The organism is Facklamia sp. HMSC062C11 (genome assembly GCF_001810675.1).
Classification (GTDB): Bacteria; Bacillota; Bacilli; order Lactobacillales; family Aerococcaceae; genus Facklamia; species Facklamia hominis.
This window is the reverse complement of the sequence record NZ_KV802397.1, coordinates 37,688-54,357: the sequence shown is the minus strand read 5'-3', so window position 1 is coordinate 54,357 and position 16,670 is coordinate 37,688. Positions and strand designations below refer to the sequence as shown.

Genomic DNA, 16,670 nt, shown 5'->3' with positions numbered 1-16,670 from the left:
AAATGTCATCTCTTTCGTATAGAGATGACATTTTTTAATATATAGGTTTCATGTGAAACATTCACCTTCATAGATAGTGATTTAATTCGATCTATGTTAAAATAATTACTGAACAGAAAAAGAGGTGAACTGTGATTATTAAAGAAAAATTGAAGATTTTTTTTGAATATTTTCATTCTCTAGAAATCTCTTGGCAAATTTATACCTTATTGGCAATTTATTTATCAATATGCGTTGTTTCTCTATGGATAGATATTCGAATTACATGGATGTTAGTGATCTTTTTGATGATTACAATTTTGTTTTTTTCTTTTAAGTATAAGAGTTTCGTAAGGGATATTACTTTGATGGCTAACCAGTTATCAAAAGATGTTTCTTTATCACAGGAGTATGCTATTTACCATGCTCCAATTGGTGTTCTAATTTATGATGAATCTAACCGAATTTCTTGGGTAAATCCAAAAATGCAAGAAATTATGGAAGTTGATGATATTATTGGTCAATCATTAGAGTCGATAGATCCTAAATTAGTTCCTGTTCTTAATCAGACGTCAATGGATGAGTGGCAGGAAATTTCATTATCACATGGTTATTATAGAATTCTTCACCATGCGAAATACCATGCGATTTATCTTTATGACATTACCTATGATCGAGAAATGCAAGAAGCGACTGATAGTACAATTGTAGTTATGGGGAGCTTACTGTTGGATGACTACGATGATCTTCTGTATGCTATGGATGATGAGAAAAGTGCAAAGTTCGAATCAGAATTAATCAGTGATTTACATCATTGGGCAGACCAATACCATATCTTTTTAAAACCAACAGATGAAGATCGATTTATGTTACTTTTAACAAAAGCTGATCTTAATATTTTAGAGAAGGAAAAATTTCAATCATTTGAAATGATACGAAAAAGTTATGAAGAGAAGAATATTCCGTTATCGATGGCTTTAGGCTTAGCGTATACTCAGGAAATTAAGCAAGATATGATTTTAGTATCAAATCAGGCTAGAAGTAATCTAGATTTAGCTTTAGGACGTGGGGGTGACCAAGTAGTTGTAAGAGCTATTGAAGGTAAGGCTAATTATTACGGTGGTAATACAAGTCATACTGAAAAGAGATCAGATATTCGAGTTAAGTTATTCTTTCAGGCTCTTAAATCAAGTGTCGTCTCAGCAGATAATGTAGTGATTGCTGGACATCGCTTTCCGGATACAGATTCAATTGGATCAGCATTAGGTATTTATCAAATATGTCAATCATGGAAAAAAGATGCCCGCATTATTATTAATCAAAGTGAATTAAATCATGATATTACAGAATTATTAAGTGATAACTATTTTAAGGAAAACTATGATCAATTCTTTATTACGCATGATCATTTAAACGACTTCTTAAAAACTAAGACTTTGTTTATATTGGTAGATCATCATCGTCCAACACTTTCAGAAGCAGAAGCATATATTAATGATCATGACACGGTTATTATTGATCATCATCGTCGTTCTGAAGACTGTTTATCAAATTCTGTATTGTCTTATTTGGAACCATCGGCATCTTCTGCGTCTGAATTAGTAACCGAATATTTTGAATTTGTAGAAGAAGGAAATAGTAAAGTTGATGATATGATTGCGACAGCACTATTATCAGGAATTGTTGTAGATACTAATCAATTTTCATTAAGAACAGGGTCTCGGACTTTTCAAGCAGCTGCTTATTTGAAATCTAAAGGAGCAGACTCTGTTAAAATTCAATATTTACTTAAAGAAAGTTTAGAAACTATAACAACTAGAAACCGATTAATAGAAAAAATGGAGTTGCTCGATTCAGGTCATGCCATTACTCTTAGTGATGAGGAAGCGATATTAGATAATGTAACAGCTGCACAAACTGCTGATGAGATGCTTGGGATTGATCATGTTGATGCTTCATTTGTTATTTATCGAAGGAAGGCTGACGAAGTAGGAATTTCAGCACGTAGTTTAGGAAGTGTTAATGTTCAAACGATTATGGAGGCTTTAGGTGGTGGCGGTCATTTATCCAATGCAGCGACTCAAATTACTGGTAAAACATTAACAGAAGTAAAAGATCAATTGATTCAAGTGATTAAGGAAAGAGAGGAATAATAGTGAAAGTAATTTTATTACAAGATGTTCGAAAAAAGGGTAAAAAAGGACAAGTTATTGATGTTCCTGATGGATATGCGAATAACTATCTGATAAAAAATGGATTAGCAAAAGTAGCTGATGCGGGAAATATGTCAGAATTGAAAGCACATAATAAAGCTAAAGAAAAATTAGCAAAAGAACAGTTACAGGAAGCAAAGGAACTAAAGGAAAAAATTGAAAGTGAATCTACAGTAGTAGTAATTGCAGCCAAAACAGGTGAAGATGGTAGGTTATTTGGAACAATTCCATCTAAGCAAATATCTCAAGAACTTGAAAAACAATATAAACTTAAAGTGGATCGGCGAAAAATAGAATTGTCTGAAAACCTTTCATCTCTAGGCTTTCATCAAGTGCCAGTTAAGTTGCATCCAGATGTGATGGCAACTATCCGAGTAAAGGTTGAAGAACAATAGACTATTAGGGGGGACAACATGGAAAATTTTGAACAAGTCACTCAGACACCCCCTCAAAATCTTGATGCAGAAAGATCTGTCTTAGGTGGCCTTCTTTTAGATCCTATAAAATATGCCAGTGTTGCACCAATCTTAAATGAGTCTGATTTTTATAAAGTGAGCCATCAATTAATTTATTCAGCGATTGAACGTATCTATGATCGTGAGGGTAGTGTAGATACTTTGATGTTGATTGATCAGTTAGATGCTTTAGATCAATTAGAGACAGTTGGTGGACAAGAAGCCATTATTAATTTAGCAGCTTATGTACCAACCACAGCGAACATAGAACAGTATGCTAAAATCGTACAAACAAAATCACTATTACGTCAATTAATCAGTACTTCTAAACGTATTTCTAAGATAGCTTATGAGGAATCAGAGGATATTGAATCAATTATTGATCAAAGTGAAAGATGGATTTTATCAATTGGTGAAGGATCACAAGATGATCGACCAAGAGATATGCATAAAATGGTCGTTGAAGCTTTTGAGAAGATTGTTAAATTATCAGAAGAAAAAAAAGATATTGTAGGTTTACCGAGTGGATATATTGAATTAGATAAGTTAACCGCCGGTTTTCAACCTGATCAGTTAATTATCTTGGCTGCAAGACCTTCAGTAGGTAAAACTGCATTTGCTTTGAATATTGCACAAAATGTTGCTACTCGTTTTTCAATTCCTGTTGTTATTTTTTCTTTAGAAATGAATGCGCTAGATATGGTCTACCGAATGATTTGTGCAGAGGGAAATATCAATGCTTCTAACTTAAGAACAGGTCAACTTACTGATGATGAATGGTCTAGCTTAACGGTAGCTACTGATACACTAAAGGATGCTCCTATCTTTATTGATGATTCAGCGGGAATTAAAGTATCTGAGATTCGGGCTAAATGCCGACGTCTAAAGCAAGAAAATCCTAATTTAGGATTAATTGTTATTGACTATCTACAATTAATCGATGGAAATGGACGAGAAAATCGGCAACAGGAGGTATCTGAAATTTCAAGACAACTCAAAAAGCTTGCTAAAGAACTAGGAGTCCCTGTACTAGCATTGTCCCAACTGTCTCGGGGGTTGGAGCAAAGACAGAACAAACGCCCTATATTATCAGATATTCGAGAATCGGGTTCTATTGAGCAAGATGCAGATATTGTTGCTTTTCTTTATCGAGATGATTATCATCAGAAAGATGAAGAAGAACCCGACAAACAAGACGATCTTCCGGATAATGTAGTAGAAGTGATTATTGCCAAAAATCGTGCAGGCGCGAGAGACACCGTTAAGTTACTATTTAAAAAGGAATATAATAAGTTTTCATCACTATCATTTAAAACTGAATAGTTAGATTATATAAAATATGAATTGTAAAAAGTGCTTTTTTATTAATAATAACTTAAAGAGGATTTGGCATTATTGTCAAATCCTCTTTTTACATAGTAAGTGACAAATTGAACTTGAAAAAATAAGATGATTTTGGTTAAAATAGATGAGAGTCTTTTACAGTGGAAAAGGTGGCGGAAAATGACAAAAAAATTAACAGCTCAAGAATTTGCGGATGAATTAGGTGTAACTCGGCAGCTAATTTATTACCATGCAAAGAAAATAAATTCAAAAGATAAAATATATGAGGATAATAAGCTTGTTTTTTCTCCTGAACAACAAGATTTTTTAAAAAGCTTTATGACTGATACGGTGTTACCTACTAAAAATCAATCAAATAAAATAGATAAAAGTGTTCAGGGAAAAAATCCAATTTTTGATGATCATTCTCTAGAAAGTGAGATTCAAGAAGTCAGCCAAGAAGCAAATGAATCTCCTGACTTTACCTATGATCCAGAATTAGCTAGAGAAATTGCCCTTGTTTTAGATCATGAAGAAAGTGTTAAAGATAGTTCAAAAGAAATAGCGAAAAATCTTCCTCATTTACATAAGGATAATAACCAAGTTGACAGTGAGGGGTCGAAACAAGATAAGATCACAAATGAAATCTTGAAAGATGAGAAAAGAGAAGGACGAGTAGAATCTAATAAATTGAATTCAGAAAATCAGGCGATGATTTTAAGCTATATCCAAGAAGTAGTTAAAGATCAATTATCTGTATGGGAAGATCAAGAACATGCAGAAAAGGAAAGACTAATGTCTGAGTTACGAACAAAGAACGAGCAAATCAAGGGATTACATCAATTACTAGATCAGCAACAACAACTTATGTTGATTACTGAACAAAAGCATGCAAAATTAATAGAAATCTTAAATCAAGATCTTATTGAAGTAGAAAGTGATCAAAATTTAAAAATGACATACAAAGAAATAAAAGCAGAATTAAAATCTGTTCAATTAAATCAAACAGTACGGAGTAAAAATTATTTAGAAACAATTTTTAAATAAATAGAGGAGACAAAATGGAATATAAAGACGTAGTTATCGTAGCTGCAAAACGGACAGCCGTTGGTCGTTTTGGAGGTAGTTTGAAGGATTTAAGTGCTGTGGAAATAGGAAGCCAATTAGTTCAGGGAATATTAGATTCTTTAGCAATTCCTAAAGAAGAATATGATGAGGTGATCTTTGGGAATGTTATAAGTGCAGGACTTGGTCAAAATATGGCTCGACAGATTAGTATTAAAGCAGGACTTCCAGTTACGGTTCCTGCTTATACTGTTAGTCAGGTCTGTGGTTCAGGAATGAAAGCAGTGATGTTAGGTGCTCAGTCAATTGAGGTTGGAGAAAATGAATTAGTCGTGGTTGGAGGCTGTGAAAACATGTCTCAAGCTCCATATTATTTAACGAATCAACGTTGGGGTAGTAAATTAGGTCACCAACAAGTATATGACTCTATTTTAGTCGATGGATTAACAGATGCTTTTAGCTTAAATCATATGGGATTAACTGCCGAGTACTTAGCCGAACATTATCAAATATCTAGAAAGGACCAGGATCTTTTTGCTTTAACTAGTCATCAAAAAGCTGAAAAAGCTCAAAAGGAATTAAAGTTTGTTGATGAAATCATTCCTATAAAAGTGACAAATAAAAAGAAGGAGCAAACTATATTTTCAGAAGATGAAGGGATCCGGCATGGCCAGACTTTAGAAGCTCTACAGAAATTAAAGCCAGTTTTTAAAAAAGAGGGTAGTGTGACCGCTGGCAATGCGTCACCTATAAATGATGGAGCGGCCTGCCTTGTTTTGGCAAGTAGACAAAAGGCTAGGAAGTTGGGATTGCCGATCTTAGCTAGTATCAGGTCTTCTGGAAAATCTGGACTGGATCCACAAGCGATGGGGATGGGCCCGGTTAAAGCAAGTTTAGAGGCTTTGACAGCCGCCCAATTACAGTCTAAAGATATTGATTTATTTGAATTAAATGAAGCTTTTGCTGCTCAGTGCTTGAGTTGTTTAAAGGAATTAAATTGGCCTAGAGATTGTGTTAATGTCAATGGTGGAGCAATTTCTTTAGGACATGCAATTGGTTGTAGTGGGAGTCGAATCCTTGTGACCTTACTTTATGAAATGAAACGCCAACAAGTAAAATATGGTTTAGCCTCATTATGTATTGGTGGTGGTCAAGGGAATGCTCTTATTTTAGAAAGAGAGTAAAGCTTAATTATATATTAAAAGGGATGTATCGCTTAGCATTTTAGCTAAGTGGGACATCCCTTTTTTATGGAATATAGGGTTCAACATGAATATCAATATCATCGATTTGGTATTTAAGTGTTAAAATTTCTTCAATTTCTTCAGTGATTTGGTGAGATTTTAATACTGATAAGTCTGGGTCTAACAAAATGACGATATCAAGATAAATAGAATGACTTGATTGGCGACCACGAATAGATTTGACTTGTATAACTTGAGGATGGTTACAGACTGCTTGTTTATATTCTTTGAGGAGTTCTGGATCGAATCCATCAGATAATGAAAAACTTGATTCCATAAAAAGATCATAAGCAGATTTTAAAATGCTTAACCCGACTAATAGAGAAACTAAAACATCGAATAGAGGCAGCTTTAAATTAACCATTAAGGCTCCAAATAAAGTAGCTAGAGAAACATAAAAGTCATTTTTCATATCCTGACTGGTTGCTTTTAGAGCAATTGATTTTGATGATTTAGCCATACGACCAATGATGAATTGGGTTAAATAGAGTACAGAGATTGAAGCAAAGGTTGTAAGATAGACGATGATAGAATTGCGACTTTCTAAGGGATGAAAGATACGACTCAATGCTTCCCAACATACTTGAACGCCAATTGAAAACATCATCAATGAAACAACAAAGGAGGCTAGAAGTTCATATTTTTCGTGTCCAAATCGATGTTCACGATCTGCAGGTCGACTGGCAAAATAGATACCAAGTAGTACAAAGGCCGAAGAAAAAATATCGGTTAAATTATTTAACCCATCGGCCTTAAGTGACCCTGCTTGGAAAATGTTTGCGACTACAAGTTTGCTAATCGCTAAAAAAAGATACACGAAAATACTTATCATTGCACCTTGAGTGGCTATTTTAAAAGAAGTTTTCATGATTTTCCCTCGTTTATATTTGGATTAGTTGGAGAAAGACCAATAATTAATACCTTCTTCAATCAAGGTAGATTCAGGGATAGCCTGCAGGCTATGCATTTTTTCAATATCATCATTGGGATCATTGACATAGACAAAGCCATTTTGATAACCACGGATGACAATGATATGACCCACTTCCGTAAAAAATCCTGGAGAGACTGAAGCAATAACAACCTGCCCTTCATTCAGTGCTTGCATGGCTTGAGCAAAGTTATTTCCGTAATTGTAAAAGGTAAGATCATGGGCCATCGCATAATCAGAGAAAATACGCCAAGAAGTTCCCGCGCGTTCTTCATAATAATCATTTTTAGCCCATTTAAGAACATCTTTGGGTAATACTTCTTTTTTTGATAAATAGGAGTCAACCATTGCTAGTGAAACGATGGCACAACCGTTTTCGGCAATAGATTGACTGCCATCTGTTCCGTAGGAAAGGTTTGCAAATTGAGGGTCATTTTGTAGGTATAACGGGATATTTATTTGATTGTTACCATGATGAGTCCAAGAAGCTGGAAAATCAGGTAACACATAATTACTGATATTTTTCAATTCGTAAGGACTTGATTCAAAAAGTGTAACTAGATCACTTTGTGCACTTAAAAATTCTCCATGGTAGTTAGTATTAATAATATTTTTGATGAGTTTTTTGATTGTTGCTTTGTTTCCATTATCAAAGCGATAATCGTGAATAATCTTTGCTAAGTCGTTCTCTTCAGTATGGGATGGTTGATTATTATCTGAAACTTGATCAGTTTGTGGAGATATTGATTTTTCTACATCTGTTTCCATATGATTGCTAAAGTAACAAAGATAGACGACAGACAGACATGCTATAACTATGATTATTGTAGATAGCAGATTTGAAATCTGTCGTTTTTTTTGGAAATGATTCAACATTGACTTCCTCCTTATTATGTAACAGAAGTTCCATATTATCATAGCATAAGTTAATTTGAATTAAAAAACATTTTGCATGACTTTTTTGCGAAATAAATTTATAATGTAAGATAATATGACACATAATGTTATATTATCTTTGACGCATCATAAATCTAAGTTTTATACTGTGACTAAATTTAGGGAGGAAAAGGCTTGAAAGATAAGGTTAAACGTAAATTACGTCCGATTTTTCCAATTGGGACAGTTATGGAAATTACTGAAATGTCAGCCAGACAAGTTCGTTATCTTGAAAAATATCAATTGATCCAACCACAACGGTCAAAGACAAATCGACGACTGTACTCCTTAAATGACTTGGATCGAATTCTGGATATCAAAGAATTGATGGAGGAAGGGATGAGCCTAGAAGGAATAAAACGTCGTTTTGAACAGGAAAAAATAAATTTAAAAAAAGATCATCAAAGGCCTTTGACTGATGACGATGTTCGGCGGATATTGTACAGTGAAATGCAGGCACAAAACCGTTTTTTAAGTGATTATGAAATTTAATTTAAAAGGATGATATAATGAAGAAGAAATGGACTCGTGAGGCAATTTTATCAGATGCAAAAGCGCAAAATGTTCGATTTATTCGTTTGATTTTTACTGATATTAATGGAATTTTAAAAAATGTTGAGATTCCATTATCCCAGCTAAATAAGGCGATGGATAATGATATGATGTTTGATGGCTCTTCTATTGACGGTTTTGTAAGAATTGAAGAGAGTGATATGTATCTTGTACCTGACTTAGATACCTGGCTTGTTTTTGATTGGAAAGAGACAGAAAAAGATGCTAAGATTGCTCGGTTGATTTGTGACATTGAATTGCCAATGCGTCAATCCTTTCCAGGAGACCCGCGGTCTAATTTGAAGCGAGTTTTAAAAAGAATGAAAGATATGGGATTTACACAATTTAATTTAGGACCCGAACCCGAATTTTTCCTGTTTAAACTAGATGATAAAGGTGAAGCTACTAAAAATCTCTATGATAATGGCGGTTATTTTGATTTAGCTCCTGTTGATTTGGCTGAAAATTGTCGACGAGATATTGTTTTAGAATTAGAAGATCATGGCTTTGAGATTGAAGCTAGTCATCATGAAAATGCACCTGGTCAACATGAAATTGATTGGAAATATTTAGATGCTGTAGCAGCGTGTGACAGCATTCAAACCTTTAAATTGATTGTTAAATCAGTTGCACGTCGCCATCATCTTCATGCGACCTTTATGCCTAAACCAATTTATGGTGTTGCTGGTTCAGGAATGCACTGTAATGTATCTTTATTTAATGAAGCTGGAAATGCTTTTTATGATCCAGAAGCTGAAGACGGCTTATCTCAAACGGCCTTATACTTTATTGGAGGATTAATTAGGTATGCTCGCTCATTTACTGCGGTGTGTAATCCAACGGTCAATTCATATAAAAGACTCGTACCAGGTTATGAAGCACCGGTTTATAATGCTTGGTCTAAACAAAATCGGTCTCCTTTGATTCGGATTCCTTCTGCTCGAGGAAATTCAACTCGGATTGAAGTGAGATCTGTAGATCCTTCTGCGAATCCTTACCTAGCATTAGCGGTGATGTTACAAGCTGGTTTAGAAGGAATTGAACATAAAATTGATCCCCCTAAAGCGATTGACCGAAATATTTATGCGATGAGTCATGAAGAACGACTTGCCAATGGTATTGTGGATTTGCCGGGGTCTTTGAGAGAAGCCATTAAAGAATTGCGTCAAGAGCCGGTTATGTTAGATGCCTTAGGTCCGCATATTGCTCAAAACTTTATTACAGCTAAATCTATGGAATTTGAGTCTTATCAAAAACATGTTTCTCAGTGGGAGTTGGATAAATACTTTACTAGTTATTAAAAAAATAAGCGCATGAAAGAGTGGTTTTAACGGTTCTCTTTTATGCGCTGTTTTTTATTGCTTTAACATTTCACTGGCAAGGTCTAAGATCTGGAGTGCCACTTGGTGATGTTGGAAAAAAAGATTATATAACTGATCTTCACTATAAATTCCTTGGGGAATATTGGGGTCAATTTTTCCACTGTTGGAGGCATCGAGATCATCAAAATACGCTTGTGAGCTATAATAATCGCTTAATTCTTTAAACATTGGAAGAAATTCTTCATGTTGATCAACAATCATTTGTAATTGGTTAATTTGGTCTTGGTATTTTTGATAGAGCGCTTCATAATGGACAGCACGTTCTTGAGGGGTCATGCTAATCACTCCTTTAAATTGAATATTCTTTTATTCTATTGTAATGAATGAGATTCAGAATGTAAAATCAAGTGAATTTTTACAAATCACTTACAAATAGTTAAAAGAGGTGAAAAAATTTAGAAAAAAGGTTACAATTAAAGCGATTGCAAAAAACTTATTATCAGAAAGGAAGGGATATTTTGAGAGAAAAAGTGCGTGGTTTTGAGATTGTTTCTGAATATCAGGATAAAGGGATTGAACTTCCTCAAAGACAGACTAAATATTCAGCAGGATATGATTTAGCTGCAGCAGAGGAAGTGGAATTACCTAGTTTTTGGTCCCAAGCTTTTAGAGTATTGTTGCATCAGTTTAAGTTAAAGATGATGGAAAATTCTGACCAAGTTGATCAAGTAAGAGAAACACTCTTTAAACCAACTCTAGTGCCGACAGGATTAAAAATTTACATGCAAGAAGATGAGTACGTTAAAATTGTTAATCGTTCTTCAGGTTCATATAAACATTTTTCTGCCCTCCCAAATGGAATTGGGATTATTGATGCAGATTATTATAATAATGAGAAAAATGAAGGGCATGTTTATGTTCAGTTAATAAATTTTGGTATGAAGACGCGAAAAATAAAAAAAGGTGAGCGAATAGCACAAGCGATATTTTGTTCATACTTAAAAGTGGACCAGGACCAACCTATTGATACAACGCGACAGGGTGGCTTTGGTTCTTCAGATTAACGAGGGATAGGGGGGAAAATTTGGTAAAAACAAAAGTAATGTATGAATGTTTGGCATGTGGCTACGAATCTCCCAAGTGGCTAGGGAAATGTCCTAATTGTGGAGCGTGGAATCAAATGGAGGAGCAACTTCGCCAAATAACAGAAGATAAGGTTCAATTATCGAATCGGCGTCATCCGGCTTTAGCAAAAGCGTATCAGTTAGATCAAATACCTTCTAAAGTTGAAGAACGACTTCCCAGTCATTTTGAGGAATTAGATCGTGTTTTAGGAGGAGGAATTGTTCCTGGATCTCTGGTTCTTATAGGAGGAGATCCTGGTATTGGCAAATCAACTCTTTTACTTCAAGTGTCAATGCGCTTAGCTCAAGAAAAAAATAAAATTCTATACGTTTCTGGAGAAGAGAGCTTAGGACAAATAAAAATGCGTGCCCAGCGTTTAAATCTGATGGCACAGGACTTTTATCTAATGTCTGAAACAGATTTAAATTTAATTGTTAAAGAGATTGATCATGTTCAACCAGAAATCGTGGTGATCGATTCAATCCAAACTATGTCTGCGAGTGAAAATCAAGGGATTGTAGGATCTGTTTCACAATTAAAAGAAGTAACTAATCATTTGATGCGCATTGCAAAAGATCAACGCATTGCTATTTTTATTGTAGGACATGTGACTAAAGAAGGAAATATTGCTGGCCCTCGTATTTTGGAGCATATGGTTGATTCTGTTCTTTATTTTGAAGGGGAAAAGCATAATCGTTTTCGAATTTTGAGAGCTGTTAAAAATCGTTTTGGATCAACAAATGAGATTGGTGTTTTTGAGATGGATGATCGTGGACTTAGAGAAGTGAGCAATCCATCAGAGCTCTTTTTAGAAGAAAGATTAGCTGGTGCGACGGGATCTACGGTGGTGGCCGCGTTAGAAGGAACCCGCACAATTCTAGCAGAAATACAGTCATTGATGACTCCGACAGTATTTGGAAATGCTAAGCGAACGAGTTCTGGGATTGATTACCAAAGAATTTCTTTATTGCTTGCTGTAATGGAAAAGCATTGTGGTCTTTTAGTACAAAATCAAGATGCTTTTTTTAAAACAGCAGGGGGTGTTAAATTAAATGAGCCGGCGATTGATCTAGCAATCGCTGTGTCAATTGCTTCCTCTTATTGGAATAAAGAGGTTCAGGTGGGAGATGTTTTTGTAGGTGAGATTGGTTTAACGGGTGAGATACGAAGAGTGAGTCAGATCGAGGATCGGATTAAAGAAGCAGACAAATTGGGATTTAAGCGAATTTATATTCCCTTTAATAATTATAAAGGATTGCAATTGGCACCAATGGATATTGAAGTAATTCCAGTGAAAACGATTCGCTCGGCTATCCAAAAGATATTTCCACGTTAAATAAAAAAGAAAGGAGGGATATTATGTTTCGAAAAATTATTGTGGGTATATTTGCGATTATTGGAATTAGTTTAGGTTTTTCAGTAGGCCCTTTAATCTGGAAAAATTTCAATATTTTTCCCCCTTTAGCTCAGTTTCCGGTGATAGACAGTTTATTATTTGGTCTTATTTTTATTATTTTGGGTTGGGTTCTATCTCCCTATATTGAAAACTTTATTAAGCGATTTATTCGTTATATTGAGAATCAGTCGACCGCACATATTTTGTTTGGCCTATTGGGTTTAGTTTTGGGGTTACTTTTAGGATATTTATTATCGTTACCTTTTAGTAATATTCCCATCTTATCTTCAATCGCTCCTCTTGTCTTTTGCTTTCTAGGGAGTGTGATTGGCTATAATATCATGATGAATCGGCGAGAGGAACTGTTAGGTATTTTTTCTAATCGAATGAATAAGATGGCGGTCTCGACTCTGCGTCATAATGTTGAGAAGGTGGATGATCCGATAATACATGTCGATTCGACAGAAAATTTAGCGAAAGATAAATTATTGGATACATCGGCAATTATTGATGGACGGATGGCGGAAATTGTCAAAACAGGTTTTATTGAGGGTAGATTGGTAGTACCACATTTTGTTTTAATTGAATTACAGCACATTGCCGATTCTTCGGATGCACTAAAACGGAGTAAAGGACGACGCGGATTAGATATTTTGAATCGACTTCAAAAGGAAGGGCATATTGAAGTGCGTTTTTTTGAAGGAGATGTAGAAAATGTTTCTGAGGTTGATGCGAAATTAGTTGTTTTAGCTAAGAAAATTGGAGGAGTCCTTGTTACTACTGATTATAATCTGAATAAAGTGGCTGAATTTCAGCAAGTGGCGGTATTGAATATTAATGATTTAGCAAATGCCTTGAAACCAGCTTACGTACCAGGTGAAGAGATGCATGTTCAAATTATTAAGGCAGGAACAGAACGGCGTCAAGGGGTTGCTTATTTAGATGATGGCACTATGGTAGTGGTTGAAGAAGGTTTAAATCATATTAATGAATGGTTGGATGTTGTTGTGACGTCCTTTTTACAGACTTCTGCTGGACGTATGATTTTTGGAAAAATAAAAGAGTCTGAAACGAATTTGAAAGCTTAAGCGATAAGGATTACAATAGTGGAGAGAATTTGAATAAAGGAGATTAAAAAAAGCATGACTGATAAAATTCGCGTTCGTTACGCACCAAGTCCTACTGGGAAATTACATATTGGGAATGCCCGTACGGCATTATTTAATTATTTATTTGCTCGATCGATGGGTGGAGAATTTATTATTCGAATTGAAGATACAGATACCAAGCGTAATATTGAGGATGGAGAGAAAAGTCAATTAGAAAATTTGGCTTGGTTAGGAATGGATTGGGATGAGTCACCTGAAAATCCTGGAGAATACGGTCCTTACAGACAGTCGGAACGTTTATCTATTTATCAACCTTTAATTGATGATTTATTAGCACGTGATTTAGCTTATAAATGCTATATGACAGAAGAAGAATTAGAAGAAGAACGTGAAGCGCAAAAGGCTAGAGGGGAAATGCCACATTATGGTGGAAAACATGCTCATTTAAGTAAGGATGAGATTGCCGCATTTGAAGCGGAAGGTCGTCAACCGGTTGTTCGGATCCGAGTTCCTGAAGGAGTTACTTATCAATTTGATGATATTGTTAAAGGTCCTGTAACTTTTGAATCTAAGAATATTTCTGGTGACTGGGTTATTCAAAAAAGAGATGGTATGCCTACATATAACTTCGCGGTTGTTGTTGATGATCATATGATGAAGATTACCCATGTTTTAAGAGGGGACGATCATATTGCAAATACACCTAAGCAGATGATGGTGTATGATGCCTTTGGTTGGGAAATTCCAAGGTTTGGGCATATGACATTGATTATTAATAGTGAAACAAATCGTAAGTTATCTAAACGGGATGGTTCGATTTTACAATTTATTGATCAATATAAGCAATTAGGTTATTTACCTCAAGCTATGTTTAATTTTATTGCTTTATTAGGATGGTCTCCTAAGGGAGAGGAAGAAATCTTTTCACAAGAAGAATTGATCCAACAATTTGATCCTGATCGTCTTTCGACCTCACCAGCTTCTTTCGACAAGAAAAAGTTAGAATGGATTAATAATACTTATATGAAAGCAGCTGATTTAGATACAGTAGTTAGCTTAGCGCTTCCTCATTTACAAAAAGCTGGAAAAGTATCTCAAAATCCTGATGCGCAAGAGATGGCCTGGATTCATAAACTAGTTGCTTTATACCATGACCAAATTTCTTATGGGGCTGAGATTGTAGAAGCTTCAGGTCTATTCTTTAATGATGAAGTTCATTTGGATGCGAGTGCCAAAGAGATCATGCAAGGAGAAACTGTTCCTACGGTTGTTGAATTGATGAGAGAAAAACTAAGTCAGTTAAGTGAGGAGGCTTTCACTTCAGAAAATATTAATCCCCTAGTCAAAGCTGTTCAAAAAGAAACGGGTGTTAAGGGTAAGAATCTCTTTATGCCAATTCGTATTGCGGTTTCTGGACAAATGCATGGCCCTCAGTTAGCGGATATGATTGAAGTCTTAGGTAAGAAAAAGGTATTAAGTCATATCGACCAAATAATGAGTCAGTGCTAATCAATAATTAAAAAGAAAAGCTTCTTTTATGGTTACTTTCAGTTTAACCATGAAAGAAGCTTTTTTAGTTGGGGATGGTTTGATTTCTTTTTTTTATTTATAAACAAAGTATAAATTTCTAATTATCTTTTTATATTTTCTTAAATGCTCGTAAAGCCTTATTCTATGTGCTTTCGAGTATTTTTACTGTAGGAAGATACTTCACGTTTCTTTGCATATTTCCTCATGTCTTAGCTGTCAGAAGTGGTAAATAAGTAGTAAATTCATTTGTACTACTAAGCAACAAGACGCTCCTGTTGCTTCTCTTTATTCAAGCGTTTCATTTCTGCCATTGCAGAATCGAATGTTGCATGTGCGTAATAGTTCAGCGTCATGGCTATATTAGCATGTCCCATAATGTACTGTAATGCCTTTGGATTCATTCCTGCATTTGCATAGTTGGTACAGAATGTATGTCGCAAACTATGTGGAGTGATGTGTGGCAATTTATCCTCGTTATACTTATTGTATTTCTTAACAAGACCTTTCATCATGCCGTTGTAATCACTTGCCACTTTTGGATAGTTCTTTCTATTAAGAAAGAGGAAATCACTATATCCATCAATCTCAACACGCTTATCATTCTTTCGATTCGCTAACACTCGCTTAAATGCTTGATAGGCTTCTTCAACCATAGGAACTTGACGTTCGCCACTTTTGGTCTTTGGTGTTTCAATGTAGTACCCAATTTCAGTATCTCTCAATAGCTGATGGTCTATATTGACAAGACGATTCTCAAAATCTAAATCTGGAAGTGTCAAACCACCAAACTCTGAAATACGAAGACCTGTTTTTAAGAGTATCAGAATTTCATCATAATTTTTGCTGTAGGTTTTATCAGCTTTTGCAAAGGCTAACAGTTTTTCTTCCTGTTCTTCTGTTAGTACGGTCTTAGGGACAGTATCATCATCAAGAACTGCTTTCAGTTGAAAGTCAAATGGATTCTTCCGAACACAATCATCTTGTATAGCAATATAGAATGAAGCCTTTAAAGAACGTTTGTAGTTATTGATGGTTTGATAAGCATAACCATTTTCACTCATTCTAATAGCCCATTCTTTAGCGTCTGATGGCTTAATACTGTCAATACTTCTTACACCTAACTTGTCTTTCTTCAAAATATCCATAAGATATTTGCGTCCAGTTTCAGTGTTTTTTCTAACCTTTGGTCTTTGAGCGTTCTGTTTTGCGTAAAGCTGGCAGAGTGTCATTTTCTTTCCTACAACATCAATACCATCATGAATGTCTTTCTGTAACTCTGCGATTTTCTCTCTAAGTGAGATACAATCACGCTTTCCTGCTGGTACTCGGTCTGTAGCCACAAGTTTCCACGAGTAAACAAATTGCGGTTCTCCAAATGAATCTATATATTTGTATAAGTATCTTCCGTCTTTTCGTTGGCTCTCTCCAGTCTTTAAGATTCGACCTTTATTGTCACGTCTTTTTTCTGACATGGCATTTGCTCCTTTCCT

15 protein-coding genes are annotated in these 16,670 nt (G+C 35.1%); 11 read left to right on the top strand and 4 right to left on the bottom strand.

Annotated elements, in window-relative coordinates:
• Positions 1–131: 131 nt before the first annotated feature.
• From HMPREF2758_RS04220 to HMPREF2758_RS04200, 5 genes are all read left to right on the top strand, one after another.
• Entirely contained in the window at positions 132–2,132 is a 2,001-nt protein-coding gene (locus tag HMPREF2758_RS04220; RefSeq protein WP_070609301.1) for a GGDEF domain-containing protein, read from the top strand.
• Positions 2,133–2,134: 2 nt separating this feature from the next.
• Entirely contained in the window at positions 2,135–2,587 is a 453-nt protein-coding gene (gene rplI / locus HMPREF2758_RS04215) for a 50S ribosomal protein L9 (RefSeq protein WP_070609299.1), read from the top strand.
• An 18-nt stretch (positions 2,588–2,605) separates the two neighbouring features.
• Entirely contained in the window at positions 2,606–3,970 is a 1,365-nt protein-coding gene (gene dnaB / locus HMPREF2758_RS04210) for a replicative DNA helicase (protein WP_070609297.1), read from the top strand.
• A gap of 180 nt (positions 3,971–4,150) precedes the next feature.
• Entirely contained in the window at positions 4,151–5,017 is an 867-nt protein-coding gene (locus HMPREF2758_RS04205; protein ID WP_070609295.1) for a hypothetical protein, read from the top strand.
• A gap of 14 nt (positions 5,018–5,031) precedes the next feature.
• Positions 5,032–6,219: an acetyl-CoA C-acetyltransferase gene (locus HMPREF2758_RS04200; protein WP_070609294.1), complete on the top strand. Its 1,188-nt coding sequence runs from the start codon at positions 5,032–5,034 to the stop codon at positions 6,217–6,219.
• A 64-nt stretch (positions 6,220–6,283) separates the two neighbouring features.
• Here HMPREF2758_RS04200 and HMPREF2758_RS04195 read toward each other — a convergent pair whose 3' ends face one another.
• Both HMPREF2758_RS04195 and HMPREF2758_RS04190 read right to left on the bottom strand, forming a co-directional pair.
• The gene (locus HMPREF2758_RS04195; protein WP_006908398.1) at positions 6,284–7,147 is read right to left on the bottom strand and encodes a cation diffusion facilitator family transporter; all 864 of its coding nucleotides are present in this window, start codon (positions 7,145–7,147) and stop codon (positions 6,284–6,286) included.
• Positions 7,148–7,171: 24 nt separating this feature from the next.
• Complete coding sequence (locus HMPREF2758_RS04190; RefSeq protein ID WP_006908397.1) at positions 7,172–8,086, bottom strand: C39 family peptidase; 915 nt, start codon at positions 8,084–8,086, stop codon at positions 7,172–7,174.
• Positions 8,087–8,281: 195 nt separating this feature from the next.
• Here HMPREF2758_RS04190 and HMPREF2758_RS04185 point away from each other — a divergent pair, with 195 nt between their 5' ends.
• Both HMPREF2758_RS04185 and glnA read left to right on the top strand, forming a co-directional pair.
• Positions 8,282–8,638, top strand: coding sequence for a MerR family transcriptional regulator (locus tag HMPREF2758_RS04185; protein ID WP_070609292.1), 357 nt, complete (start codon positions 8,282–8,284; stop codon positions 8,636–8,638).
• Between the two features lie 14 nt (positions 8,639–8,652).
• Entirely contained in the window at positions 8,653–9,999 is a 1,347-nt protein-coding gene (gene glnA / locus HMPREF2758_RS04180) for a type I glutamate--ammonia ligase (RefSeq protein WP_210384432.1), read from the top strand.
• A gap of 54 nt (positions 10,000–10,053) precedes the next feature.
• On the opposite strand, the gene HMPREF2758_RS04175 is transcribed toward glnA, so the two are convergent.
• Positions 10,054–10,356: a DUF4298 domain-containing protein gene (locus HMPREF2758_RS04175; RefSeq protein WP_070609290.1), complete on the bottom strand. Its 303-nt coding sequence runs from the start codon at positions 10,354–10,356 to the stop codon at positions 10,054–10,056.
• 182 nt (positions 10,357–10,538) lie between these two features.
• On the opposite strand from HMPREF2758_RS04175, the gene HMPREF2758_RS04170 reads away from it, so the two are divergent.
• The 4 genes from HMPREF2758_RS04170 to gltX are packed head-to-tail and all read left to right on the top strand — an operon-like array spanning position 10,539 to position 15,159.
• Positions 10,539–11,084, top strand: a complete 546-nt coding sequence (locus HMPREF2758_RS04170) for a dCTP deaminase/dUTPase family protein (RefSeq protein WP_070609288.1) — start codon at positions 10,539–10,541, stop codon at positions 11,082–11,084.
• Between the two features lie 20 nt (positions 11,085–11,104).
• A complete protein-coding gene (radA, locus tag HMPREF2758_RS04165) occupies positions 11,105–12,481 on the top strand; it encodes a DNA repair protein RadA (RefSeq protein ID WP_070609285.1) in 1,377 nt (458 codons plus the stop codon).
• 23 nt (positions 12,482–12,504) lie between these two features.
• The gene (locus HMPREF2758_RS04160; protein WP_070609284.1) at positions 12,505–13,629 is read left to right on the top strand and encodes a PIN/TRAM domain-containing protein; all 1,125 of its coding nucleotides are present in this window, start codon (positions 12,505–12,507) and stop codon (positions 13,627–13,629) included.
• Positions 13,630–13,683: 54 nt separating this feature from the next.
• A complete protein-coding gene (gene gltX / locus HMPREF2758_RS04155) occupies positions 13,684–15,159 on the top strand; it encodes a glutamate--tRNA ligase (protein ID WP_070609283.1) in 1,476 nt (491 codons plus the stop codon).
• 275 nt (positions 15,160–15,434) lie between these two features.
• On the opposite strand, the gene HMPREF2758_RS04150 is transcribed toward gltX, so the two are convergent.
• Positions 15,435–16,652, bottom strand: coding sequence for a tyrosine-type recombinase/integrase (locus HMPREF2758_RS04150; protein WP_001291561.1), 1,218 nt, complete (start codon positions 16,650–16,652; stop codon positions 15,435–15,437).
• Positions 16,653–16,670 lie beyond the last annotated feature (18 nt).